Annotated in this window: 18 protein-coding genes and 1 riboswitch; of the genes, 9 read left to right on the forward strand and 9 right to left on the reverse strand. The window is 72.9% G+C overall.

All coding sequences use genetic code 11. The features are described from left to right. Nucleotides 1–27 precede the first annotated feature (27 nt). Nucleotides 28–984: a trypsin-like serine peptidase gene (locus tag ACLHRZ_RS04925; RefSeq protein WP_490416993.1), complete on the reverse strand. Its 957-nt coding sequence runs from the start codon at nucleotides 982–984 to the stop codon at nucleotides 28–30. Nucleotides 985–1,174: 190 nt separating this feature from the next. Here ACLHRZ_RS04925 and ACLHRZ_RS04930 point away from each other — a divergent pair, with 190 nt between their 5' ends. Together ACLHRZ_RS04930 and ACLHRZ_RS04935 are read left to right on the forward strand one after the other, a co-directional pair. Continuing rightward, nucleotides 1,175–1,570: a hypothetical protein gene (locus tag ACLHRZ_RS04930; protein ID WP_490416994.1), complete on the forward strand. Its 396-nt coding sequence runs from the start codon at nucleotides 1,175–1,177 to the stop codon at nucleotides 1,568–1,570. A gap of 10 nt (nucleotides 1,571–1,580) precedes the next feature. Beyond that, nucleotides 1,581–3,695, forward strand: coding sequence for a hypothetical protein (locus ACLHRZ_RS04935; RefSeq protein ID WP_490416995.1), 2,115 nt, complete (start codon nucleotides 1,581–1,583; stop codon nucleotides 3,693–3,695). A 78-nt stretch (nucleotides 3,696–3,773) separates the two neighbouring features. Here the strand turns inward: ACLHRZ_RS04935 and ACLHRZ_RS04940 are convergent, their stop codons facing one another. Both ACLHRZ_RS04940 and ACLHRZ_RS04945 read right to left on the reverse strand, forming a co-directional pair. After that, nucleotides 3,774–5,411, reverse strand: coding sequence for a hypothetical protein (locus tag ACLHRZ_RS04940; RefSeq protein ID WP_490416996.1), 1,638 nt, complete (start codon nucleotides 5,409–5,411; stop codon nucleotides 3,774–3,776). 432 nt (nucleotides 5,412–5,843) lie between these two features. Further along, nucleotides 5,844–9,035: an AfsR/SARP family transcriptional regulator gene (locus ACLHRZ_RS04945; RefSeq protein WP_490416997.1), complete on the reverse strand. Its 3,192-nt coding sequence runs from the start codon at nucleotides 9,033–9,035 to the stop codon at nucleotides 5,844–5,846. Nucleotides 9,036–9,253: 218 nt separating this feature from the next. Here ACLHRZ_RS04945 and ACLHRZ_RS04950 point away from each other — a divergent pair, with 218 nt between their 5' ends. Next, the gene (locus ACLHRZ_RS04950) at nucleotides 9,254–11,434 is read left to right on the forward strand and encodes an ATP-binding protein (protein WP_490416998.1); all 2,181 of its coding nucleotides are present in this window, start codon (nucleotides 9,254–9,256) and stop codon (nucleotides 11,432–11,434) included. A gap of 25 nt (nucleotides 11,435–11,459) precedes the next feature. On the opposite strand, the gene ACLHRZ_RS04955 is transcribed toward ACLHRZ_RS04950, so the two are convergent. Then, nucleotides 11,460–11,894: a hypothetical protein gene (locus tag ACLHRZ_RS04955; protein WP_490416999.1), complete on the reverse strand. Its 435-nt coding sequence runs from the start codon at nucleotides 11,892–11,894 to the stop codon at nucleotides 11,460–11,462. Then, the gene (locus tag ACLHRZ_RS04960; protein WP_490417000.1) at nucleotides 11,891–13,135 is read right to left on the reverse strand and encodes a hypothetical protein; all 1,245 of its coding nucleotides are present in this window, start codon (nucleotides 13,133–13,135) and stop codon (nucleotides 11,891–11,893) included. The genes ACLHRZ_RS04955 and ACLHRZ_RS04960 overlap by 4 nt, the downstream gene beginning before the upstream one ends. Nucleotides 13,136–13,450: 315 nt before the next feature. Here ACLHRZ_RS04960 and ACLHRZ_RS04965 point away from each other — a divergent pair, with 315 nt between their 5' ends. The 4 genes from ACLHRZ_RS04965 to ACLHRZ_RS04980 all read left to right on the forward strand — a co-directional run bounded on the left by ACLHRZ_RS04965 (nucleotide 13,451) and on the right by ACLHRZ_RS04980 (nucleotide 17,141). After that, nucleotides 13,451–13,945, forward strand: coding sequence for a helix-turn-helix domain-containing protein (locus ACLHRZ_RS04965; protein WP_490417001.1), 495 nt, complete (start codon nucleotides 13,451–13,453; stop codon nucleotides 13,943–13,945). 83 nt (nucleotides 13,946–14,028) lie between these two features. Beyond that, nucleotides 14,029–14,613 carry a hypothetical protein gene (locus ACLHRZ_RS04970; RefSeq protein WP_490417213.1) on the forward strand — a complete coding sequence of 195 codons (585 nt, stop codon included), beginning with the start codon at nucleotides 14,029–14,031 and terminating at the stop codon, nucleotides 14,611–14,613. Then, nucleotides 14,603–15,817, forward strand: coding sequence for an MAB_1171c family putative transporter (locus ACLHRZ_RS04975; protein ID WP_490417002.1), 1,215 nt, complete (start codon nucleotides 14,603–14,605; stop codon nucleotides 15,815–15,817). Before ACLHRZ_RS04970 ends, ACLHRZ_RS04975 begins: the two co-directional genes overlap by 11 nt. Nucleotides 15,818–15,962: 145 nt before the next feature. Beyond that, complete coding sequence (locus tag ACLHRZ_RS04980) at nucleotides 15,963–17,141, forward strand: cytochrome P450 family protein (protein ID WP_490417003.1); 1,179 nt, start codon at nucleotides 15,963–15,965, stop codon at nucleotides 17,139–17,141. 129 nt (nucleotides 17,142–17,270) lie between these two features. Here the strand turns inward: ACLHRZ_RS04980 and ACLHRZ_RS04985 are convergent, their stop codons facing one another. Continuing rightward, nucleotides 17,271–17,861, reverse strand: a complete 591-nt coding sequence (locus ACLHRZ_RS04985; RefSeq protein WP_490417004.1) for a YIP1 family protein — start codon at nucleotides 17,859–17,861, stop codon at nucleotides 17,271–17,273. A gap of 88 nt (nucleotides 17,862–17,949) precedes the next feature. Then, the gene (locus ACLHRZ_RS04990) at nucleotides 17,950–19,449 is read right to left on the reverse strand and encodes an APC family permease (protein WP_490417214.1); all 1,500 of its coding nucleotides are present in this window, start codon (nucleotides 19,447–19,449) and stop codon (nucleotides 17,950–17,952) included. A gap of 157 nt (nucleotides 19,450–19,606) precedes the next feature. Further along, nucleotides 19,607–19,826: riboswitch (cobalamin riboswitch) on the forward strand. A gap of 31 nt (nucleotides 19,827–19,857) precedes the next feature. On the opposite strand from ACLHRZ_RS04990, the gene nicT reads away from it, so the two are divergent. Together nicT and ACLHRZ_RS05000 are read left to right on the forward strand one after the other, a co-directional pair. Then, nucleotides 19,858–20,973, forward strand: coding sequence for a Nickel transporter NicT (nicT, locus tag ACLHRZ_RS04995; RefSeq protein WP_490417005.1), 1,116 nt, complete (start codon nucleotides 19,858–19,860; stop codon nucleotides 20,971–20,973). A 53-nt stretch (nucleotides 20,974–21,026) separates the two neighbouring features. Next, complete coding sequence (locus ACLHRZ_RS05000) at nucleotides 21,027–22,010, forward strand: NAD-dependent epimerase/dehydratase family protein (protein ID WP_490417006.1); 984 nt, start codon at nucleotides 21,027–21,029, stop codon at nucleotides 22,008–22,010. Nucleotides 22,011–22,101: 91 nt separating this feature from the next. On the opposite strand, the gene ACLHRZ_RS05005 is transcribed toward ACLHRZ_RS05000, so the two are convergent. After that, nucleotides 22,102–23,211, reverse strand: coding sequence for a sensor histidine kinase (locus ACLHRZ_RS05005; protein WP_490417007.1), 1,110 nt, complete (start codon nucleotides 23,209–23,211; stop codon nucleotides 22,102–22,104). Further along, the gene (locus ACLHRZ_RS05010) at nucleotides 23,208–23,927 is read right to left on the reverse strand and encodes a response regulator transcription factor (protein WP_490417008.1); all 720 of its coding nucleotides are present in this window, start codon (nucleotides 23,925–23,927) and stop codon (nucleotides 23,208–23,210) included. Before ACLHRZ_RS05010 ends, ACLHRZ_RS05005 begins: the two co-directional genes overlap by 4 nt. Between the last annotated feature and the right edge of the window lie 14 nt (nucleotides 23,928–23,941).

Raw genomic sequence — 23,941 nt, forward strand, 5'->3', positions numbered from 1 at the left:
GCGGGGCAGTGCCCCGCACGGCGTCGGTCACTTGTGGGCGGGCGGCTCGCCGTCGACCGCGGACAGGTACAGGTCGAGCAGGGCGTCGTTGAAGTACGAGCTGTAGGAGATGTCCGGTGTGTCACCGCCGGTGTGATACCCGCCGATGACCCCGATCAGCTCGTAGCCCCAGGGTCCGCGCACCAGGAACGGTCCGCCCGACGTGCCGCCGACGTAACCCGCGCACGCGATCTCCAGGAAGTCGCCCGGTGCGGCCGGGTCCGTGCTGGTGTAACGGTGCGTCGAGGAGCGGCAGTCGAGCGGCTTGGGGTACTTCGCGTCGCTGCTGCCCGGGTAACCGATCAGCCGGACGTCCTCGTGACGGTACCCGGGGTGGAAGGACAGGTCGAACCCGCCGACGGCCTCCTGCACGTCCTCGCCGTCCTCGCGCTGCCCGAGCCGCACGACCGCGAAGTCCCAGCGCGCGCCGCCGTTCGTGCCGAGATCGTAGTAACGCTGGTCGAGGTAGATGAGCTCGACCGGGAAGATGCCGTGCGGCTTGAGGCCGTCGTGGTACTGCGGCACGAACGAGAAGTGCTTCTTGGGATCGGGCGAGCGCAGGCAGTGGGCGGCGCTCACGACCAGGTCGTGGTGCGGGCTGCGCACCACGGTGCCGCCGCAGAAGCGGCCGGTGTTGTGGCCGTCCGTCCAGAAGAACGTGCCCACTTGCGGCAGCCCGTTGAAGGGGTGGCTGGGCGGTACGGGCTCCGCCGCGCCGGTGTGCTCCGCGCGGCGCCCGTCGACGGCGGGAAGGGCGGCCTCCATGCGCTCGGCCGTCCAGAAGTCGCCGGCCGCACGTGCGGCCGCGCGTGTGTGCGGCGCCCGGCCGGCGGCCTGCGCGGCCGGGGTGAACGGCGTCGCCATCAGCAGGGCGAGGAGCAGGGCGGTGAAGCCGCGTATGGCCAGGGGCCCTGCCGAGGGCGAGGGTCTTCCGGTGCGTCTCATGAACGGGTTCCTCCCTGGTGCGAGGACGGTCGGATGAGGCGAGCGTGCCATCGTCCTACGCGGGGGAGGCGGGTGACGAGAGCCCGGCGCGACAGGATTCACCGGGACGCCGCACAGGGCCTGTCGGAGGGCCGCGGTAGCCTGAGCGCGTCAGAAGCTGTTGGGGCTGCTCAGGTGGGGGAGTTGACTGATGGTCGATCCGGTGTCCTTGGGCGCGGTGACCACCGCGGTGACGGCTGCGGCGGGTTCCGTCGGAACGGAGGCCGGCCGCCAGGCGTGGGAGTCCCTGACGGGCCTCGTCCGCCGCGCGTTCGGCCGCGGCCGCGAGGAGGAGGGCGACAGCGGCACGCTGGTGCTGCCGCTCGACCCGCAGGACCGCGAACAGGTGCAGGAACTGTCGGCGCTGATCTTCGGTCAGGCCCGGCAGGACCCGCGGTTCGCCGCGGAGTACCGGGAGTGGGAGGAGCAGGCGGCGCGGCTGCAGGTGTCGGTGGACAACAGCCGGGTGACGAACACGGTCGGCGAGAACGCACGCATCTCCGGCACCGTGATCCAGGCACGGGACATCAACTGGACCGGCCGGTAGCGGGGTTTCCGTGACCGTCCGCAACGAGTTCTCGGGCAGCGCCGACACGGTCATCCAGGCCCGGAGCGTGACATACGAGCACCACGAGCACGCTCCGGCGGACCGCGGGATTCCGCACGAAGTACCGCCCTGCACACCGCATTTCGTCAACCGAACCGTCGAACTGGCCGAAATGGACAGCTGGTTCGCCGAGGGGGAGGGCGGGCCGCCGCGCATCGCCGTGCTCAGCGGGCTTCCCGGCGTCGGCAAGAGCACCACGGTCCGCCGCTGGGCGGAGCAGGCGCGTGGCCGATACCCGGGAGGGGAGATCCATGTCGACTTCGCGGAACTGCGGGGCGAGCCCGGCGGTGCGGACGTCGCGGGCGGGCTGGCCCGGTGCCTGCGCGCCCTCGGGGTGGCGGACCGGCATCTGCCCGCCACCCTCGCCGAGCTCTCCGGGCTCTACCGGACCCGTACCGCCGGGCGCAGCCTCCTCGTCGTCCTGGACGACGTCACGCACCCGGCGCACGTCAGCGCACTGGTCCCGGCCGCGCCCGGCAGCGCCGTGCTCGTCACGAGCAGCCGCCGCCTGGGCGAGCTCGTCCTGGACGGCGCACACCTGATGCCCCTCGAACCGCTCGGCGCCGACAGCGGCCGCGAGCTGTTCGTCCGGCTGTGCGGGGAGGAGCGGCTGCGCGGCGAGGCGGAAGCGGTGGACCGGCTCGTACAGCACTGCGGCGGACTGCCTGTGGCCCTGCACATCGCCGCGGCGAGGCTGGTGCAGCACCGCAGGCTCACCCCGGCCGCGCTCGATGCCGAACTCGCCGAGGAGAGCGGCAGGATGGCCGCGCTGTCCATCGGTTCGGGCGCCGGGCGGCACAGCGTGACCGCCCTCCTCTCCGTCGTCCTCCGGGACCTGCCGGCCGACGCGGCCCGTCTCCACCGCCGGCTCGGGCTCCTGCCCGTCCGCACCTTCGACGCGGGGACGGCAGCCGCCGCGGACGGGCGGGACCCCGCCTCGGTGCAGGACGTGCTCGACGTGCTGGATACCGCGAGCCTCCTGGAGACCACCGAGGACGGCCGGCACCGCCTCCACGGCCTCGTGCAGCTGCACGCCCGGGCGACTGCCGAAGCCGACGAGCCGACAGAGGAGAGGGAAGCCGTCGTGCGCCGGGTCGTCGACCACTACGTCACCCGAGCAGCCTTCGCCGACCGCGCCGTCATGGGAAGCCGGCTGCGCATCACCGACCACGGCGTCCTGCTCGCGGACCGGCCGGACCCTTTCACCGGGTCCGGCGCCCGCGACGCGGCGCTCGCGTGGCTGGAGACCGAGCGGGCGGACGCCCTGGCCACCCTGCGGGCCGCCGCCGCGCACGGCCTGGACCGGCAGGCGTGGCAGCTCGCCGAGTCCCTCACCGCGCTGTACTTCCACCACCGGCACCTCACCGACTGGATCGAGTCCGGGACCCTGGGGGCGGACGCCGCCGCCCGGACCGGGGACGGGGCCGCCGAAGCGCGGCTGCGCAGCCTGCTGTCCCGGCCCCTGATGGACGTCGGCGCCGCGGACCGGGCCCGCCGCGAGATCGACCGTGCCGTCGGACTCGCGGACGCCTCCGGGCACCCGGTACTGCGCGCCTCCGTCCGGGAATTCGCCGGACGCTACTGGGACCACGTCGACCCGGACCGGGCCGTGCAGGAGTACGAGCATTGCCTCGCGCTGAACATCGACGCCCGGGAATGGCGCGGCGCCGCCCTGGCCCGCTACTTCATGGGCTGCACGCAGGACGCCTCGGGCGACTCGGAGCGGGCACTGGCCACGCTGTCGGAGGCGTACGAGCAGTTGGTGGAGCTCGGCGATGCGCGCATGGCGGGGCGGGCGCTGGCCGCAGTGGGCCGGGCGCACGACCGGCTGGGCCGCGAGGCCGAGGCGCTGGCCGTGCTGGAGCGGGCCGTGCAGATGCTCCGCGAGCAGCAGGCCGTGTACTACGAGGCGCAGGTGAGCGAGGAGTTGGCGGGCATTGCTGCTCGGCAGGGTGACCGTGCGGGGCTTCGGCGGTATTTGACCAGGGCGCTGGAGATCCATGAGGCGGATGGGAGTCCCCGTACCGGGGAACTGCGTGAGCGGCTGGAGGGCTTGGGGGACTGAGTGTGTGCGGCCGCGGGTTGTTCGTGGCTGGTCGCGCCCATGCGGCGGAGCCGCATAATGAGCAGAGCCCCGCGCCCCTTACGGGGCGCGGGGCCGCACCCGCAGGGTTACGTCCTCCTCGCGCTCCCCGGCGCGTAGCGTCACCGTTCCTGTCAGGGGATGGCCGGTGCGCAGGCATGCGTAGGCCACGGCGGCGATGAGGCCCGGGTCCGTCAACGGGCCTGTCGCCGTCGACTCGACGATGCGGCCGTCGCGCAGCACGGTCAGCCAGCCGCCCGGCACGGGCACGGTCATCAACCGGAGTCCCCGCAGTTCGGCGAGCCTTTCGCGGGCCCGGCGCACGGCTTCGACGGCCGAGCCGGCGGACTCCCGTGACGTGAACACCGAGGCGCTCGGGCGGAGTCGAAGGTCCGTCTCCCCGTCGTCGCAGGACAGGTGATGAAACTCCGCCCCGGAGTCCTCCGGTGCCGGGCCCGCTCCCGGTCGGCGGTGCACGGTCACCGTCCACTCGCCGTCCTCCTCGGTGACGAGAGTCCGCACCGACATCGTCGTGACCTCGCGTCGCTCCACGGACGGCTCGGGCCACGCGTGGAGCGGTGGCGGTGCGGCGGTCGGTTCCGGGAGTCCCAGCAATTCGTAGAACGTTGTGCGCAACCGCTCCAGCGCATGGCCGGGTTCGGCGAAGGCGCCGCCTGCGACCTTCGCCGTGCGTTCCGTGTCGTGCTCCGCGATCGCCTGTTCCACCTGGGCCGCGAGCGGACCGTGCGGGTCCAGGCGTGGAGCGATCCGGCTCAGTTCGGCCAGGGGCGTGTCCGGTACGGACTCCTCGCCGAACGCCGCGAGCAGGACGGGCTTGCCGAGCGCCGCTCCGTAGAGCGTCACCGAACCGTGGTCGCCGATCACGGCGTCCGCGGCGATCAGGGCCGCCTGCCAGCCGCGCTCCGGGGGTACGAGCAGGAGGCCCCCGCGCAGGGCGGCCGCCTCGACCAGCCGGACCTGGTAGGCGCCGTGTGCGGCCCACACGTTGGGATGGGCGACGGCGGCCACCCGGTATTCGTCGAGGGGCAGCGCGCCCACGAGCCGGGCCGGAAGGCCGGGGTCGGTGCCGAGCAGGGACTGTTCGCCCCACGTGGAGCTCACCACGACGAGCCGCTGGCCGTCGCGCAGGCCGAGCGCCTTCCGGTACCGGTCGCGCAGCGGCGACGACGCCAGCAGCCGGTCGTAGCACGGGTCGCCGACCATGCGGGTGCGGGCGCTCAAGGACGGGTGGTACCGGTCCAGTTGGCACAGCTGGTCGGGGTGGGAGACGGTGTGCCAGGCACGTGCGTCGTCCATCACCCCGGAGAGCCGCCGACCGGTTCCGCGGGCGTCGGGGACGAGCTTGTGGAAGCCGACGCCGTGCGGCAGGACGAGCACGGGGCAGTCGACGTCGGGCAGTTCGAGGTTCTCGCTGGCTGTGAAGATGAGCTTGCAGGTGATGCGGGAGAGCTGGTCCCAGGGCATCATACGTGCGCCGGCCGCGCGGATCAGGTCGGGGACGCCGTTGCCGAAGGCGGAACCCGGGTCACAGGCGAACACGACGTCGACGCGTGGGTCCGAGTGCAGCAGGGCGGGGAGGACTTCGAGGAGGCGGACGGCGGAGGTGACCGTGCGCGCTGCCGTCACCAGGGTCCGTTTGCCCGGAAAGGTCTTCCAGCGGCGGGCGTCGTCGCCCACCGGCACCACCAGATCACCCGGCTCCCGGCTCCCGGCTCCCGCGGTATGTTTCCTGCACCGTCTCGCAAGTTGCTTTGCAACCCCTTTCCGCACCCTTTCCCGTTGCCGGTGCGCACTGCGCTGCAGCCAACCGTAGATCAGCCGGTGACGGGCGGGCCCGCCGAGGCGCCTTGCGGGCTTCCCGGCGGGTACGACGGCCCCGCTCAGGAGGCGATGCACACCGCCGCGGCCGGGGTTGCTGCGATGACGGTCGTCATGGCGACGGCGGTGAGGACGACGGCCAAGGCGCGTCGACCGATGGCACTGAGCACTAGGTACGTTCCTAACGTGATGTGGTCGGTGTGAACTGCCGTGAAACCGCGCACAGTTGTGCTGCTTTCGAAAGATCGTCGGCCTCACGGCGAAGACCGTAGCGCCTCGCGGCTTTACAGACTAGGGACCCCTGCCAAGTTGATCGGTATTGATCGCAACGTCGCGAACTTCATCGCGAGCTTGATCGGGCCCCGGCCTCCCCAGCCGCTCGCGCAGCGCCCCCGCCTCGCGGCGCAGTGCGTCCGCGGTGTCCGGGTCTCCGGTCCGTATGCGCAGCTCGGCCAGGACTTCGAGCGTCATGACCACCTCCAGACGGGCATGGACGCGCCGGTTGATCGTGAGGGCGTCGGCCAGGTGCCCCGCGGCGTTTCGGAGTCGGCCGGTGCGGATCTCGGTCAGGGCGAGGTCGCGCAGGGCGTGGGCCTCCTCGTGCGGGGCGCCGATGCGTCGGGCCAGGGCGAGGGACGCCGCATGGTGGGCCAGCGCCTCGTCGTCGTGACCGGCGCATCTCAGCGCGTTGCCGAGGGCGTTGAGGGCGATGGACTCGTGGCGCCGGTCGCCCATGCTGCGGAAGGTGGCCAGGGCCCTGCGGCACAGAACGTGCGGCTGTTCGCCGGATGCGATGTCGTCGGATTCGATCAGGACCTGTGCCAGGTTCATCTCGACGGTCGCCCGGTATGCGCGGTTGCCGCCGGCCCGTGCCAGGGCCAGGGCCTGTGTGTAGGAGCGGGCCGCCCGTTCGTGCTCCCCGAGGAGGCTGTAGATCTCGCCGAGGTTGTTGAGGATCCGGCACTGGCCCCGGCGGTCGTCGACCTCATGGAAGCGGCCGAGCGCATCGCGGAAGCAGTCGAGAGCCTCCTGGTGGCGGCCCAGGTTGAGCAGCATGATGCCCATGTTGTTGAGGCTGTGGGCCTGTTGTAATCGGTCGCCGGTCTGCATCAGGATCAGCAGGGCCTCTTGCTGGTGGGCCAGCGCCTCGTGGTCGCGTGCGGTGTAGGAGAGGGGGAGCGCCAGCCGGTGCAGCGCCTCCGGCTCGGTGGTGAGGTCCCCCGTGGCGCGGGCGAGTTCGCGGGCCCGTCTGGCACAGCGGATGGCCTCCTCGTAGTGCGTGCCGCGGGTGTGCACCACGCTCAGGTCCACCAGGGAACGGGCCTCGGCCCGGCGGTCACCCGTCTCCAGCCAGTGGCCGACCGCCTGCCGGTGCAGCGGCTCGGCCACGGCCCACAGCCCCTCGGCGTCCAGGAATCCGCCGAGCGCATGGGCGAGCAGGGCCGCCTGCCGGGGCGGGGCGTACTCGTGCGCGTACTCGAGTGCGGCCAGGAGGTTGGCGGCCTCGGTGGCGAACCACTCCTGCGGGCCCACGGGGTCGAGCCACGACGGTGCCGCCGCCGGAGGGCGGAGGAGCGTCACGGGGGTGCGCGGGCGGTGCGGGAAGAGCATGCGGTCGGCGCGGTCCGCGCAGTCCAGATAGAAGTCGAGCAGCCGGTGGACGGCCAGTCCGTCCCGCTCGCCGTCGTCGCACTCGGCGGCGGCGAGCGTCCGGGCGTACTCCCGCAGCAGGTCGTGGATGCGGTAGCGGTGCGGTGTGGGTTCCTCCAGCAGATGGCAGTTGAGGAGGTCCTCCAGGACCCGCTCGGTGTCGTCGAGCGTCAGTCCGGTGAGCGCCGCGGCCGCGTACGCGCCGAACTCGGAGCCGATGTGCAGGCTGAGCCTGCGGAAGACGGTCTGCTGCACGCGGGTCAGCGACCGGTACGAGAAGGCGAAGGTGCGGGCCAGGTCACGGTGGCCGTCGCGGATCTCGGCGAGGCGGTCCAGACGCGCGAGCCGGGCGACCAGGTCGTGCGCGGTCCACGAACCGTGCGCCAGAAAGCGGCTCGCCGCCATCTCGATGGCGAGCGGGAGGTAGCCGCACAGGCGCACGATCTCGGCCGTTTCCGGGGCGTCCGCACAACAGCGGGCGCCCACACGGTCGCTGAAGAGGGTGATGGCCTCCGCGGGCGCGAGCACGTCCAGGGAGATGGGCCTGACGCCGGGCAGTCCGGTCAGCCTGCGGCGGCTGGTGATGATGACCTGGGAGGGGGTGAGGCCCGGGAGCAGCGGCCGTACCTGGTCGGGCCCCGCCGCGTCGTCCAGGATGACGATGGCCCTCCGGTCGGCCAGCATGGTGCGCCACAGAGCCGTCAACTCGTCCAGAAAGAGGGGGAGGTCCGTGGCCGGGATGCCGAGCAGCCGCAGCAGCCGGCCCAGCGCCGCCTCCGGGCCCAGGGGTTCCTGGAAGGTCGCGTGGGCCCGCAGGTCGAGGTAGATGCGGCCGTCGGGAAAGCGGTCGCGCAGCTCGTGCGCGGCATGGACGGCGAGCGAGGTCTTGCCGACACCGCCCATCCCGTCGATCGCCTCCAGGGCGACGACGGCGCGGGGTCCGCCGCCGTCCGGCGCCATGGCCGTCGTCAGCCGCTCCAGCTCCGCGGCGCGCCCCACCCAGGGCACGTCGCGCGGCAGGTTGTCGGGGACCGGGGCGCGCTCCGTGTCCGTGCCGGACGCGCCCGGGTGCGGGATCAGGTGCAGGGCGGGGACGCCGCCCAGGACGCCCTGTTGAATGCGCCGGAGCTCCTCGCCGGGGTCGGTGCCGTGCTCGTTCACGAGTCGGCGGGTGACCTGCTGGAGGAGGAGCATGGCCTCGGCGGTGCGGCCGGATCCGTGCAGTGCGAGCGCAAGGTGTCCGGCCAGGGTCTCGTCCGTGGGATACCGGCCGGCCAGTGCCGACAGATCGGGGACGGCCTCCGCGAAGCGGCCCCGCCGCATGCCCAGTCCGGCCCGGGTGACGGTGACCGCGAGGTGCGCGGCCTCGGCCGCGGCCCGGACGTGCGCGGCCCAGGAGCCCTGCAGCCCGGCCAGGGGCTCGCCCCGCCACAGCCGGGCCGCCTCGTCCAGGAGGCCCAGCACCTGCTGGGCGTCGCTGCCACCGGCCAGGGCGCGGGCCTGCGCGGTGAGTGCGGCATGGCGGCGCAGGTCCACGGACTCCGGGTCGGCCTCCAGCACGTAGGTGTGCGCCTGCATGGTCAGCCGGGGCGCGCCCGGCCCGCCGATCCGGCGGAGCGCGGAGCGGATGCGCGAGATGTAGGTGTAGAGGCCTTCCCGGGCGCGGAGCGGGGGTTCGTCGTCCCAGACCCGGTGGACCAGGGTGTCCAGGCTGACCGGGCGGCCCACGTCGTACGCGAGGGCCGCGAGAGTGCAGCGTTCCTTGCCGGAGCCGAGTGTGCTGCGCCGGTCACCGGCCCGCAGTTCGATGGTGCCCAACAGGCGGAACTCCATCTGCGCCCCTTCCTCACGGGACGGCTATCTCGGGGGTTGAGCATGACATAGCGTCAAACCATGGACCAGATTGTGAGGGGGTCGGTACTGGCCGTGAATCGCCGTCGGTACCGTCACGGACGGTCGGATCCGGTCGGAGATGGGTAGTGCTCGGGCCATCGGTTGCCGGGAGGCGGCGCGTGTGCCTCGGGGCAAGGGGTCGGCAGGCAGGGGAGGGCATGGCGGACTCGCTCGGAGAGGACGAGCCGACGGCCGAGGGGATCACTGCGCGGCATGTCAACGCCCTGGGGCGCGCGGCGCGGGTGGACGGTTCCGCCGTGCAGGCCCGCGACATCCACGGCGGCGTCCATCTGCATCACACGGCGGCGCCGTCGCTGCCGCCGCCCACGCCGCGCCAGCTCGCGCCGGTGCCGGCGCACTTCACCGACCGGGTCGGCGATCTGCGGGTGCTCGACGCCCTGCGCGCGTCCCAACGCGGTTCCGCACCACGGCTGATCGTGGTCAGCGGCCCGGCGGGGGTCGGCAAGACGACGCTCGTCACCCGCTGGCTGAGCGGCATGCCCGGCGAGTTTCCCGACGGCCAGCTCTACGCCGACCTGCAGGCCTACGCGCCGACCGGTCCGATGCGGCCGTCGGAGGCGCTGGCGGCCTTCCTGCGCGCCCTGGGAGTGACCGCCATTCCCGCTGCCCTCGAGGAACAGGTCGCCCTGTGGCGGTCGTTGACCGCCGAGCTGCGGCTGGCCGTCATGCTCGACAACGCCCTGTCGGCCGCGCAGGTGCGCGCGCTGCTGCCCGCCGCCCCGGGCGGCCTCGTGGTGGTCACGAGCAGGCAGCGGCTGACCGGGCTGGTGCTCGAAGGCGCGGCGTTCCACCAGGTCGGCATGCTCGATCCGGCCGCGGCCCTGGAGCTGTTCCGCCGCGGCGTCGGTGCGGACCGGGTCGCGCAGGACTGCGGAGCGGCCCGTCAGGTCGTGAGCCTGTGCGCGTGCCTGCCGCTCGCGGTCTGCCTCGCCGCCGCCCAGCTCGCCGCCCGGCCACGGCGCCCGGTGTCGGCGCTGGCCTCCGCGCTGGAGCGCGGCCGGGGCCCGCTGGACGTGCTCAGCGTCGAAGGGGAGACGGCCGTGCGCACCGCACTCGACGCCTCCTACGGCGTCCTGGACTCCGGGACCGCCTGCGTCTACCGGTGTCTGGGCCTGCTGCCGCTCGCGCACTACGACGCCCATCTGGTCGCCGCCGCGGGCGGATCGGTGCCGGAGGAGGCGGAGCACCTGTTGGGCCGGCTGGTCGAGGCGAACCTGCTCGAGGACTTCGGCACGGGCGGATACCGCTTCCACGACCTCGTCGGTCAACACGCGCGCCGCTGCGCGGAGTCCGAGGTGCCCGAGGAGCAACGGACGCGGATCCGCCGCCGGTTCGTCGACTGGTGCCTCGCCACCGCCACCTCCGCCGAGGAACTGCTCACCCCCAGCCATCGCACGCTCGTGCGCGACTATGCCCACCCGCCGGCCGGCCCCGTGCCGTTCGACGCACCGGCCGGGGCCCTCGCCTGGCTGGACGAGCACCGCACCACGCTCATGGCGGCCCTGCGGCTGGCCGTCGAGGCGGGCTGGGACGGCAGCGCATGGCAGCTCGCCGACGCGATGTGGCCGCTCTTCCTCCGGCTGCGGCCCTACGAGTTGTGGACGGAGGCCCACGAGGCGGGGCTCGCGGCGGCGCGGCGGGCGGGTGACCGCGCGGGCGAGGGGAGGATGCTGACCTCGGGCGGCAACGGGCTGTGCAACGCGGGCCGGTTCGACGAGGCGGCTCAGTGGTTCGCCGATGCGCTCGCCCTGGCGGCCGCGGACGGGGACGTACGCCAGCAGGCGCAGGCCCTGCACGGACTGGGCAAGGCGCATCTCGGCGCCGGCCGCCTGCAGGAGGCGGAGGAGTTCTTCTCCCGCGCCCTCGCCCTGCGCGAGGCCATCGGGTACCGGCGCGGCGCGGCACTGTCCCGGCTGAGCCTGGGTGAGACGGCCCTGGCGCGGAACGGACCCGGGGCGGCGGTCGTCCACCTCTCGCGGGCCCGGGCCGAACTCGTGGCGGAGTCCGACCCCTACGACGCGGCCCGGGCCCTCGCCCACCTGGGCCGGGCCACGGCCCGTGCCGGGGACCCGCGGACGGGCACCCGGCAACTCCTGCAAGCTCTGGCCGACTTCGAGGCCGCCGGATCCCTGCATTGGCAGGCCCGCACAATGGAGATGATCGGGCTGGTGGCAGGGGACGCGGCCGACCTCACGGAGGCCCGCCGGTGGTTCGCCCGGTCACTGGAACGCTACGAACCGATCAGCCCCTCCGACGCGACGCGGCTGAGAGCCCGGCTTCACGAAACCGGCGCCACCGGCCCCGGGGCACCGGACTGAGCCCGAGGCCCCGGGGCCGTCGGCATCACGCCAGAACTGCCAGGCGCAGCCGCAGCGTCCGGCCCGCGCCCGAGAGCACCACGGTGGTCGGCCGCTCCGGTGACCGGCCCGTGACCAGCCGGCCGTAGAGGAAGGACGCCAGTGCACAGGCCTCCCGGCCGGTCATGCCGCGGGCGGTCCCGGCGTCCGGAGCCGCCGCGAGGAACCGTCCGTCGCGCAGCCCGATGACGTACCCGTTCTCCGCGCACGGAACCGCCACCAGCAGACAGCCCGGATGACGGTGCAGCAGCCGCCGGGCCCGCCGCACCGCCGCCCCGGTGCCGGGTGCCGGACGGCTGCAGTGCAGCACGTCGGCGCAGTCCGCCCAGGGCCCGTCCCGCCGGGCGTCCGGGTCCGCGCACCAGTGCACGTCACCTTCCCGGCGGCGCCCCGGCGGGTGCGCGGCCGTGCCCGCCGTCACGGCCGCCGCCCGGTGCGGAGCGCCGGAGAGGGCTCCAGCGGCGGCGGGGTCGCGGCGGGGCGGGTGACCGGCGCGTAGGCGGGCCGGCCCAGGCCGAGCAGGCGGTACATCAGCGCGCGCATGAGCCGGTCGAAGCGGCCGGGCTCGGAGGTGAGCAGCGCCGCGACCCGCTCGTACTCGTGCCGCCGGTACTCCGCTGCGGCGTAGCGCAGTTGCGGCTCCAGCGGGTGGAGGGGCGAGAGGGCGGGGGCCGCCAGGGCGAGCGCGGCGGCGGGGGAGGACGGGCTGACCTCCCGCTCCGGGAAGCGCGCCAGCAGGATGGGCGCGTCGGTCACGGTGGCGTAGGAGGTGAGCGAGCCGTGGTCGCCGATGACGGCGTCGGCGGCGACCAGGAGCGCCTGCCAGTCCGTCTCCGGCGGCACCAGCGTCACCCCGCGCCTCCGGCAGCTCTCCAGCCAGGTGCGGACCTGCCAGTCCCCGTGCCCGGCCCACACGTTGGGGTGGATGAGGACGGCCACCCGGTAGCGCTCGGGGGCCAGTTCGCCGATCAGTCGCGGCAGCAGGGCGTCGAAGCGGCCGAAGGACGAGGAGCGGCCCCAGGTGGTGGTCACCGCCACCAGCTGCTGCCGCGGTCCGAGCCCCAGCGCCCTGCGGTACCGCGCGCGGTGCGGAAGGCTGGCGACGATCCGGTCGTGGCAGGGATCCCCGACGATCTCCGCCACGGGGGCGGCCTCGGGGCACCAGCGCGTCAGCTCCGCCAGGTCCCGTTCGTGGGCGAGGGCTATGGCCGCCGGGACGACCCGGCCGCCCCGGGTCAGGTACGGGCGGCTGAGCATGCCCGTCGGACGCTCGGCGGGCGGCGCCGTCGTACCGTCGCGCACCAGCTTGATGTGCCCGGCGCCGTGGGACAGCCGGACGACCGGGGCGCGGAGCCTGTCGATCCCCCGCGACCCCGCGGCCAGCGCCAGGTCGAACTCGGTCCGCACCGCCTCCCTCCAGGGCAGCACGGGCACCCCCAGGCCCTGCAGATACCCGACGGCGCCCTCGCCGAGCGCGTGCGGGGCCACCGTGAAGACCACCTGGATGCGTAAGTCGCCCTCCAGGAGCGAGAACACGTCGTGCAGCCGCTGCCCGTAGGTGACCGTGTGCACGACGACCAGGACCCGTTTCCGGCCCGGCAGCGTGAGCCACCGGTCCGCCGGGTCCGCCTGCGCTTGCGTGTGTCCGCGAGAAGCAGACATGACACCCTCCCCCATGAATCCCGGCGCGCCCGGCGCGGTTCCCCGCGCCCGCGCGCCTGCTTCGTGTGAGGGCGGGAATCCCCGCGCGGTGTGGCGGAATCCTTGCAGCCTCCTCGACGCGTCCTTGCCGGCTCCGCCCTCACCCCCGTCCTCAACCCCCGGTTAAGTCCTTCACCTCCTCGTAACCAGGGACGGACTAGTGCTCGCCGCGCATCCCGTGGCACGATGCCCATCGCGGCCGGTCCAGGCTTAACTGGCCGTGAAAGACGGCAGGACAGCAGGACAGCAGGGCTCGCACGAACGGGGACGGGGCAGATGGCAGTCGGGGGGGAAAGGCCGGACAGGACGGCACGTGAGAAGGGCAGTCCGCTCGCGCAGCGGCTCAACTACCTGTTCGCGAACATGCACCCGCCGGGGGCGCCGTACACCAACGGGCACGTGGCCGAGGAGATCAGCCGCGGGGCCGGGGAGTACGGCGGCGTCTCGCTGACCGAGCAGTACTTGTCGATGCTGCGCAACGGCAAGCGGGCCAACCCCAGCCCGGACGTGCTGCGGGCGCTGGCGAAATTCTTTGCCGTGCCCGTCGGTTACCTGATGGGGGATCTGTCGGCCTCCCAGGCCGCACGGGTCGAGGAGGAAGTCCGCTTCCTCGTCGCCATGAGGGATCAGCGCGTACGGGCGATCGCCCTGCGGTCGGTGGGACTCCCGCCGGAGGTGCAGGACAGCCTGACCACCATCATCTGCCAGTTCCGGCAGCAGATGAACCTCCCCGCCGACCCGCCGGGCACGGGGGGAGGGGAACACCCGTGACCGTCACGGCAGAAGCGCACGAGGAGCGGCTCTTCACGTACTGGCGGCGTACCGAGGACGAGGACGGTGCAGGAGGCATGCGAGTGGGGCGGATACGACGGCGGTGCAAGCAGCTCATCCATGAGCTCGCGCTGCCCGCGTCTGCCGATCTCCAGGGCATGTGCGACGCCGTCGCGCGCCACGTGGGCCGGCCCATCCACCTGGTGCCGATGAGCCTGGACGGGGTGGTCTCCGGCATGACGGCCACCACGGACGACGCGTTCTGGATCGTCTACGAGCAGAAGACCTCCCCCTGGCACCAGGTGCACATCGTGCTGCACGAGATCGGCCACCTGCTCCTGGGCCACGACCAGGACCCGGCCGTCACCGAGGACGCGCTCAAGGTGTGGACCCCGTCCGTCGACGTGGCCACCGCCATGCGGCGCATGGGCCTGACCATGGGCCTCGCCCGCCACCACTGCTACGACAACCTCACCGAGCGCGAGACCGAGATCCTCGGCACCCTGCTGATGGCGCGCGTCGTGCCCCCGCCGCCGGGCCAGGAGGCCCTGCTGGAGGGGCAGGCGGCCGAACTCGCCGCCTCGCTCGGGCCCGCGTTGCAGCACGTGCGGAAGCAGATCCGCGAGACCGGCGGCGGGCCGGCGGAAGGCGGTGCCGGTGTTCTTTGACGCCCTCTACCTGACCTTCAGCGCCGTCACCTGGGCCATCGTCGGCTACAAGGCCCGCGCCTGGTTCCGCGACCGCGGCAACGTCGACCTGGGGCTGACCGCGCTGATGACCGCGGGCGTGCCCGTCGTCTTCCTGTTCTCGGCGCCCAGCGTCTACCGCGCCTTCGACCGGCTGACCGGTGTGGCCAACCTGGCCATGGTGTTCCTCTACTCGGCCGTCGTGCTGTTCGCCTCCGGCGCCACCGTGCTGCTGCTGCGCTGGACCAGCCGCGGCGACGAGGAGGCCCACGCCCGCGCCGCCTCCCGGTCCCGGTTCGCGGTGGCCGTCGTGGCGGTGGCCTGGGCAGCGGCCATTGTGTGCTTTGCGGTCGGACGCCCCGACGCCGTGGAGCATCCGCGCGACTTCAGCACCGCCTACGCGGACGCCCCCGGCGTCGTCGCCTTCCTGGTGCTGTACCTGGCCGTCTTCGGGACGAGCCTCGCCGGACTCGGCTGGCTGTGCCCGCGCTACGCCCGCCGCATCGGCCGCTCCTGGCTCTCCAAGGGGCTGCGGACGCTGGCCGCCGGCTGCTGGCTGGGCCTGCTGTACTGCCTGTGCAAGCTCACCGGCTTCGTGCTCAGCTGGGCCGGCCACGACGTGTACTGGCTCTCCAACGGCGTGGCGCCGATGAGCGCTTCGGTCGCCGCGCTGCTCGTCCTGCTGGGCTTCTCGCTGCCGGCCGTCGGCCCCCGCGTGGCCGCCTGGCGCCGGCTGCGGCGGCTGCAGCCGCTGTGGGAGGAGGTCACCGCCCATGCTCCCGAGGTCACCATCGAGGAGTCCCGCTGGTCGGGCCGCTGGCCGTTCGCCGATCTGGAGTGGCGCGCCAACCGGCGCATGGCCGAGATCCGGGACATCCAGCGCGGCATCCGGCGCCATGTCGAGCCCATGACGCTCGACGTGGCCCGGCGTCGGGCACAGGCCGCCGGGCTGGACGAGCACCGGCTCGCCGCGGCGGTGGAGGCGGCGGCGCTCCGCCGCGGCCTCGCCAACCAGGTCACCGGGCACGTCGCGACGCCCCACGCGGACAGCGTCGTGATGACGGTGAGCGCCGATCCGGCCGAGGAGCACGAGCACTTGGCCCGTGTCGCGGACGTCTACCACGACCCGCTGGTGGACTCCGTGCTCGACGAACTCCGGGAGATCAGCGCGGCACGCCGTCCTTGACGGCGTGAACTGGACGAGGCGGCCCTGGACGGGGGTCAAGGCCGCCTGCGCCGCAGACCCCGCGCCCCGAAAGGGGCGCGGGGCTGCAACATCATGCGGCTCCGCCGCGCGGGCGCGACCAGCCGGACACATAGGGTCAGGTGCCATGCAACCCATCGACGTCGCCCCGCTCATCGAGGACCCCTACGGGACGTACGCGCGGCTCCGCGCAGCGGCCCCCGTACACCGGATCACCGGCACCGACGGCCGCCCCGCCTGGCTGGTGACGCGTTACGAGGACGTCCGCCGGGGCCTCGCCGACCCCCGGCTCTCGCTGGACAAGCGCCATGCCGCGCCCGGCAATTACGCGGGCTTCTCACTGCCCCCGGCCCTGGACGCCAACCTGCTGAACATGGACCCGCCGGACCACACCCGGGTGCGCCGCCTGGTGGCGAAGGCCTTCACCCCGGGCCGGGTCGAGCGGCTCCGGGAGCCGGTGCGGAGGATCGCCGACGACCTCCTGGACGCGGTCGAGGGCGCGGGCCGGGCGGATCTGCTGACCGCCTACGCGGGGCCGCTGCCCATCGCCGTCATCTGCGACCTGCTCGGCGTCCCGCAGGCGGACCGGCCGGACTTCCGGTCCTGGACCGACCGGTTGATGACGCCGGACCCGGAGCGTCCGCACCTGATGAAGGAGGCGATCGGCAGCATGATGCGCTTCCTCACGGACCTGATCGCGGCCAAGCGGGCCGCGCCGGGCGACGACCTGCTCTCGGACATGATCGCGGTGCAGGACGACGGGGACACCCTGTCCGGGGACGAACTGACCTCGCTGGCCTTCCTCATCCTCTTCGCCGGGTACGAGAACACGGTCCATCTCATCGCCAACGCGGTGCTGGCCCTCCTCGATCACCCGGAACTGCTGCAGGAGCTGCGAACGAATCCGGACGGTCTCGGAGCGGCCGTCGAGGAGTTCGCGCGCTGGGAAGGACCCGCGGCGCTGGCCATCCGCCGCTTCCCGCTGGAGGACGTAGAGATCGGCGGGGTGACCGTGCCGGCCGGGGAGACGGTGCTGCTGTCGCTGGCCTCGGCCGACCGCGATCCGCACCACTTTCCCGACCCCGACCGCCTTGACCTGCGGCGGGACCGATCGGGGAGCCTGGCGCTGGGCCATGGCATCCACTACTGCCTGGGCGCTCCGCTGGCCCGGATGGAGACGGAGACGGCGCTGGCGGCGCTGCTGGAGCGCTTCGGGACGCTGGAACTCGACGTTCCGAGGGAACAGCTGAGGTGGCGTCCGGCCGTCCGGGCGCGTGGCCTGATTTCGCTCCCCGTTCGCTGGTAATCGACAAAGCGAACAGGTTTTTGGTGCATACCCCATCCTTGATGAGGTAGAACTGTTCTCGAGCCCGCCCGGTGTGCATCCCCCGTCGCACCGGGCGGGCCTTCGCGCACCGGACCGTACGCCGGTCCGTCAGGCGCTTCCCGGCGGGAACTTGAGCAGGGCCACCGCCGCCGCCATCTGGATCGCCACCGAGGCCACGGCCTTGTGCGTGGGCAGGTGGTGCTGACCGCGGATCAGCAGCGTGGCGATCACGCAGCCGAAGACCGCGGTGACGGAGGCGGCCGCCCGCACCGGCACGGAGTCCACCGGCAGCCAGGTGTTGAGGAACAGGCGCGGCAGGTCCGTCGCCCAGAAGACGACGGCGAACAGGCCGGTGGTCGGCGCGAACCTGCCGTTGCCGCCCAGGCGCCGCGCGATGGCGTGGGTGACGGCGCCGAGGAACAGGGTGGCCACCAGCGTCACCCCGGAGGCGATGGCCATGGCCTCCAGGGCGAGGACGGGACTCACGCCCCACTGGACCCAGAAGGAGTCCTTGCCCAGCGTCCCCAGCGCCCCGCACAGCAGGCTGAGGAACATGGCCGCCCCCCAGACGCTCCGGTCCCGGGCCTCGTCGAGCACGTCGACGGGCCGGTAACAGAGCCCGAATATCAGCCGGTGCCAGAGCAGCCGGCGTGGCGAGGCGGCAGGGGGGCTGGAGGCGGGAGCGGAGGTCACGGGCATGGGTGCCGTTTTATCACCGTTCGGCCACGAAGCCGCTGTCGGGCCGGACAAAGGTGATCAAGGCGGGCGGCCGCGGGGCCGGCCGCCGTCAGGCGGACGCGGGTTCGGTGCTGCCGGGGTCGTCCTCGGGTTCGCCGCTCGCGGCGACGGGGTGGAGGTACTCCTCGCTGATCTCCCGCGGCCCGAACGGCCACACCTTCTCGTACGCCGACCACAGCACGAACGCCACGCAGCCCGCCGCGACCCACACCAGCGACCACTCGATGGGGTGCCGCCCCGGGGAACTGCGGTCCGCGTAGCCGTAGATGACGATCCAGCCCGCCGCCGCGACCACGCTGGGCAGCGGGTAGAGCCACATCCGGTACGGCCGCCGCAGGCCCGGCTGGCGGTGCCGCAGCACGGTGGCGGCCAGCACCTGGGACAGTGCCTGGACGATCACCATGACGGTGGTCAGCAGCTGGATCAGCGTGTTGAGGTCGGTGTGACGCCCGATCAGGAAGCCGATCGCGCCGATGACCCCCATCGTCACCAGCGGCAGCACCGGGAAGCGGTGCCGCGGGTGCAGGGTGCCGAAGGGGCGGAAGAAGACCTTCTCCCGCGCGGCGTCGTAGGGCACCCGGGAGCCGCCCAGCAGCCCCGTGAAGACCGAGGCGAAGGCGGTGACGAGGATCAGCACGGTGACGACGTCCGCGGCGCGCCTGCCCCACGTCCGCTCCAGCACCGCCGAGGCCACGGAGGAGCCGGCCGTGGAGTTCGGGTCCAGCATCTCGTGCCAGTCGACGACCCCGAGGGTGCCGATCTGCAGCAGCAGATAGACCGCCATGATGCCGAAGATGGACCAGACGATGGCACGCGGCAGGGTGCGCCCGGGGTTCTTGATCTCGGCGCCCATGTACGCGGCCGTGTTGTAGCCGCCGTAGTCGTAGATGCCGATCGTCAGGCCCGCGGCGAAGCCCAGCCAGAAGTGGTTGGTCGTCACGGCGAAGGCGTGGGCGGGGTAGGTGAAGGCGAGGTGGGGGCTGAAGTGGGTGAAGGCCGCGATGATGACGAGGATGATGGAGGCGAGCATCACCCCCCACAGCACGGCGGTGATCCGCGCGATGTTCTCCACCCGCCGCCACAGCAGCGCGACGACCACCGCGAGGAACACCAGCCCGGTGACGTCCCCTTGGGTCTGCGTCATCCCGGGCCACAGGTAACCGAGGTACTGCACGAAGCCGATGACGCCCGTGGCCATCGCGAGCGGGATGAAGAGCATCGCCGTCCAGACGAACAGGAACGGCATCAGCTTGCCGGTGCGGTACTGGTAGGCCTGCCGCAGATACACGTAACTGCCGCCCGCGCCCGGCAGGGAGGCCCCCAGCTCGGCCCAGATCAGCCCGTCGGCGAGGGCCAGCACGGCGCCCGCGACGAAGCCGATGACGGCCTGCGGGCCGCCGAAGGCCGTGACCATGAGCGGAATGGTGACGAAGGGCCCTATCCCGCACATCTGGCTCATGTTGATGGCCGTCGCCTGGAACAGCCCGATGCGGCGCTCGAAGCCGGGCTCCGGTACGCCGGGTTTGCGGTCTCTGTCTTCTGCTGCCATGGCGGTCAGCCCTCTCTCGTCGCCCACTGCTGCACTCGTAGCACCGGCCTGCGTGACCGTCCATCACATGCGGACCCCGGCACAGAAGTGTCGGTACCCGTTCCGCTGCATGGGCATGGCAATTGCCACATCTTTGCCTCCGCCTGAGGTCAGGGCGTTAGGGTGGCCCGGCCGTGGTGTTCGGGAAGACCGGTGGCGGGCCTTTGTGGCCCCATTCCGGAGCGGCCCTCGCCACTGTGATCGGGGAGCTTCCGCCCTTTTCCGTACGTCCCTTGCGGGGCGCGCGGTGCCACTGGCCGCATCCGGCGGCCGGGAAGGCAGGGGCGGGCGCGTACGGACCCGTAAGCCAGGAGACCGGCCACGGCATCTCACGAACTGATCCACGAGGTGCTGGAGCGTGACCCGCAGATGACTCTGCCCACCACAGAGACCCCCCGCAGTACACCGCCGTCCTTCCAATGGCGCCGCCAGGACACCGTGCGCACCGCCGGCCTGCTGGCCGTCCTAGCCGCACTGCACGTCATAGCCTTCGGCGTGCTCCTCCTGCTCGTCGTCCCCAACCACTACACCGTGGGTTCCAAGGTCTACGGCGTCGGGCTCGGCATCACCGCCTACACCCTCGGCATGCGGCACGCGTTCGACGCGGACCACATCGCCGCCATCGACAACACCACCCGCAAGCTGATGGCGGACGGCAAGCGTCCGGTCTCGGTCGGGTTCTGGTTCGCGCTCGGCCACTCCAGCGTGGTCGTCATCATGGCCGCCCTGGTCGCCGGGGGCACGCACCTGGCCGGGACGCTGATGAACGAGAACTCCACCACCCACCAGACGCTCGGTGTCGTCGGCACCACCGTCTCCGGCGGCTTCCTCTACCTCATCGCCGCCCTCAACCTCGTCGCCCTCGCAGGCATCCTGCGCATCTTCCGCGCCATGCGCGAGGGCCGCTACGACGAGGCCGAGCTGGAACAGCAACTGGACTCGCGCGGCTTCATGAACCGCATCCTCGGCCGCTTCACGCGCTCCATCACCCGCCCCGGCCAGATGTACCCGCTGGGCTTCCTCTTCGGCCTCGGCTTCGACACCGCCACCGAGGTCACCCTGATGGTGATGGCGGGCAGCGGCGCCGCCGCCGGCCTGCCCTGGTACGCCATCGTGTGCCTGCCGCTGCTGTTCGCGGCCGGCATGAGCCTGTTCGACACGCTCGACGGCACGTTCATGAACTTCGCCTACCAGTGGGCGTTCTCCAACCCCGTCCGCAAGGTCTACTACAACCTCACCATCACCGGACTGTCGATCGCCGTCGCCTTCCTCATCGGCACCATCGAACTCGTCGGCGTCCTGCACGAGAAGCTCGACCTGAACGACGCGGTCACGGGCTGGATCTCGGGTCTCGACCTCGACAACGTCGGTTTCGTCATCGTCGGCCTGTTCGTGGTGGTGTGGGCCATCGCCCTCGCGTACTGGCGCTTCGGCAAGGTCGAACAGCGCTGGGCGGCGCGGAGTACGGGTCTTACGGACCTGTGACGGAGCGCCCCTGAACGGTGCGCGGCCGGTGAAGTGCCTCTAGCGTCGGGGCCATGCGTGTACTCGTCACCGGAGGCGCGGGCTTCATCGGCTCGCACATCGTCAGTGCCCTCACCGCCCGTGGGCACGAGCCCGTCGTCATGGACACCGGGCTCGTGCCCACGGACGACGTCCGCGATCCCGGGGCCGTGGCACGGGCCTTGAAGGGCATCGACGCCGTGTGCCACCAGGCCGCGATGGTCGGCCTCGGCAAGGACTTCGCGGACGCGCCCGCGTACGTGGCCCGCAACGACCTCGGCACGGCGGTGCTGCTGGCCGGCATGCACGCGGCGGGCGTACGGACCCTGGTGCTCGCCGGGTCGATGGTCGTCTACGGCGAGGGCCGCTACGAGTGCCCCGCCCACGGCCCGGTCCGCCCCGGCCCGCGGGACCCCCGGGCCCTGGAGGCGGGCCGCTTCGAGCCGCCGTGCCCGCGCTGCGGGCGGGAGTTGGCCCCGGGCCTCGTGGACGAGGACGCGCCGCTGGACCCGCGCAACGTGTACGCGGCGACCAAGGTCGCCCAGGAACACCTGGCGGCGTCCTGGGCCCGCGCGACGGGCGGCAGCGCGGTGGCGCTGCGCTACCACAACGTGTACGGGCCCGGAATGCCGCGCAACACGCCCTACGCGGGCGTGGCGTCGCTCTTCCGCTCGGCACTCGCACGGGGCGAGGCGCCGAGGGTCTTCGAGGACGGCGGCCAGCGGCGGGACTTCGTGCACGTGCGGGACGTGGCGCAGGCCAATGCGCTCGCGCTGGCGGCGGATTCGCCCGGCGGCGGGCTGAGGGCGTACAACTGCGGCAGCGACAGCCCGCGCACGATCGGGGAGCTGGCCGGTGCCCTGGCGGCGACGTGCGGGGGCCCGGAGCCGGTGGTGACGGGGGAGTACCGCCTGGGCGACGTCCGCCATGTGACGGCTACGTCGCGGCGGTTGCGGGACGAGCTGGGCTGGCGCCCGGGGGTGGGCTTTGCGGAGGGGGTGGCCGAGCTGGCGGGTTGAGTGCGGGTCGGTGGGGGCTGATCGCGCAGTTCCCCGCGCCCCTTACGGGGCGCGCCCCCTGGTTGTGCCCACCGGCCGCAACCACCTCCGGTCACCCCGGTGCCGGCAATACGATCTCGAAACAGCAGCCTCCCGGCACGTTCCGCACCGCAGCGCGCCCCGCGTGGGCCTCCACAATCCCCCGCACAATAGCGAGCCCAAGTCCCGCCCCCGCCGGAGGCGTCCGCGCCTCCGTCCCCCGCCACCCCGTGTCGAAGACGCGCGGAAGGTCCTCCTCCGGAATCCCCCCGCACCCGTCCGTCACGGACACCACCACCGTGTCCGCCTCGCGCTGCGCCGCCACCGCCACCGTCCCGTCGGCCGGTGTCCGGCGGATCGCGTTGACGAGGAGGTTGCCCAGCACCCGCGTCATCTCCTTCCCGTCGACCTCGACGGGAAGCGCCTCGACCGCGTCGCCCACGAGCCGCACCCCGTGCTCCCGCGCCAGCGGCCCGACCCCGGCCAGGGCGTCGCCCACCAGGTCGTACACCGACATCCGCCCGATGCTCAGCGGCAGCGCCCCGGCATGGATGCGGGACAGTTCGAAGAGGTCGCCGACCATGGAGTTGAGCCGGTCCACCTCGGTGCGGATCTGGCGGAAGTAGCGCTCGGGGTCCTCGGCCATGCCGTCCTCCAGCGCCTCGGACATGGCCCGCAGCCCGGCCAGCGGCGTCCGCAGGTCGTGCGAGATCCACGCGACGAGCTCGCGCCGGGACGCCTCCAGTGCCTGCTCGCGCTCCCGCGACCGCGCCAGCTTCTCGCTCGTGGCCGCCAACGCGCGGCCGAGCGCGGCGAGTTCGGCGGTCGCGCTGCCGCCCGGCGCGGCGAAGCTGCCGCCCTCGCCGAAGGAACGGGCCGCCTGCGTCAGGGCGTTGCTGCGGGCGACCACCCAGCGCCCGAGCAGCAGCGCCGTCGCCAGCGATACCACGGCGGCCATCGCGCACACCGTCGTCACCACCGTGAGGTCGTGCGAGGACAGGAACATGGCCCACGCGACGGCCAGCGTCCCGGCGAGCATCGCTGTCACCGACACCGTGGCGACCACGGTCAGCGACACCGCCACCGACCGGTGGCGCAGTGCCCGCAGGGCGACGGCCCCGACCAGCCCGGCCGCCGCCGCGCCGAGGAAGGCGTACAGGGCGATCAGCAGGACATCCTTCACGAGCCGGTCTCCTTTTCGCCCTCGAAGCGGTATCCGACGCCCCACACGGTGCGGATCAGCTGCGGCTGTGCGGGGTCGTCCTCGACCTTGGCGCGCAGTCGTCGTACGTGCACGGTCACCGTGGACAGGTCGCCGAACTCCCAGCCCCACACCTCGCGCATCAGTTCCTCGCGGCTGCAGGCCCGTCCGGGGTGCCGCAGCAGGAACGCCAGCAGGTCGAACTCGCGCAGGGTGAGGGCGAGTTCGACTCCGTCACGGGTGGCACGGCGGCCCACCGGGTCGAGCGTCAGCCCGGCGGCGCGCAGCGGGGGAGCGGACGCGGGGACGGCGGCCCGCGCGCGGCGCAGCACGGCCTCGACGCGCAGGACGAGCTCGCGGGGCGAGAACGGCTTGGTGACGTAGTCGTCGGCGCCGACCTCCAGGCCGAGGATGCGGTCGTCCTCGTCGCCGCGTGCCGTCAGCATGACGACCGGCAGTGTTCCGTGGTCGGCGCGCAGTCGCCGGCACACCTCCAGCCCGTCCATGCCGGGCAGCATCAGGTCGAGCACGACGAGGGCGGGCGGGGCGGCCGCGGCCCGTTGCAGGGCGGCGGGTCCGTCGGCGGCGCGGTCGACGGCGAAGCCGGCGCGGTCGAGGTATCCGGCGACGACCTCGGCGACGGTGGGGTCGTCGTCGACGACGAGGACGCGGGACGGGGGCAGGGGGTGCTGCTGCATGCCGCAAGCCTCGC

It is taken from the genome of Streptomyces sp. AM25, from assembly GCF_058146165.1.

Coding starts and splice junctions, on each gene's coding strand:
- ACLHRZ_RS04950 (WP_490416998.1), top strand. CDS start 9,254: ATGGCGGACTCGCTCGGAGAGGACGAGCCGACGGCCGAGGGGATCACT.
- ACLHRZ_RS04985 (WP_490417004.1), bottom strand. CDS start 17,861: ATGCCCGTGACCTCCGCTCCCGCCTCCAGCCCCCCTGCCGCCTCGCCA.
- ACLHRZ_RS04990 (WP_490417214.1), bottom strand. CDS start 19,449: ATGGCAGCAGAAGACAGAGACCGCAAACCCGGCGTACCGGAGCCCGGC.
- ACLHRZ_RS04960 (WP_490417000.1), bottom strand. CDS start 13,135: ATGTCTGCTTCTCGCGGACACACGCAAGCGCAGGCGGACCCGGCGGAC.
- ACLHRZ_RS04945 (WP_490416997.1), bottom strand. CDS start 9,035: ATGGAGTTCCGCCTGTTGGGCACCATCGAACTGCGGGCCGGTGACCGG.
- nicT (WP_490417005.1), top strand. CDS start 19,858: ATGACTCTGCCCACCACAGAGACCCCCCGCAGTACACCGCCGTCCTTC.
- ACLHRZ_RS04980 (WP_490417003.1), top strand. CDS start 15,963: ATGCAACCCATCGACGTCGCCCCGCTCATCGAGGACCCCTACGGGACG.
- ACLHRZ_RS04930 (WP_490416994.1), top strand. CDS start 1,175: ATGGTCGATCCGGTGTCCTTGGGCGCGGTGACCACCGCGGTGACGGCT.
- ACLHRZ_RS04965 (WP_490417001.1), top strand. CDS start 13,451: ATGGCAGTCGGGGGGGAAAGGCCGGACAGGACGGCACGTGAGAAGGGC.
- ACLHRZ_RS05000 (WP_490417006.1), top strand. CDS start 21,027: ATGCGTGTACTCGTCACCGGAGGCGCGGGCTTCATCGGCTCGCACATC.
- ACLHRZ_RS05010 (WP_490417008.1), bottom strand. CDS start 23,927: ATGCAGCAGCACCCCCTGCCCCCGTCCCGCGTCCTCGTCGTCGACGAC.
- ACLHRZ_RS04925 (WP_490416993.1), bottom strand. CDS start 984: ATGAGACGCACCGGAAGACCCTCGCCCTCGGCAGGGCCCCTGGCCATA.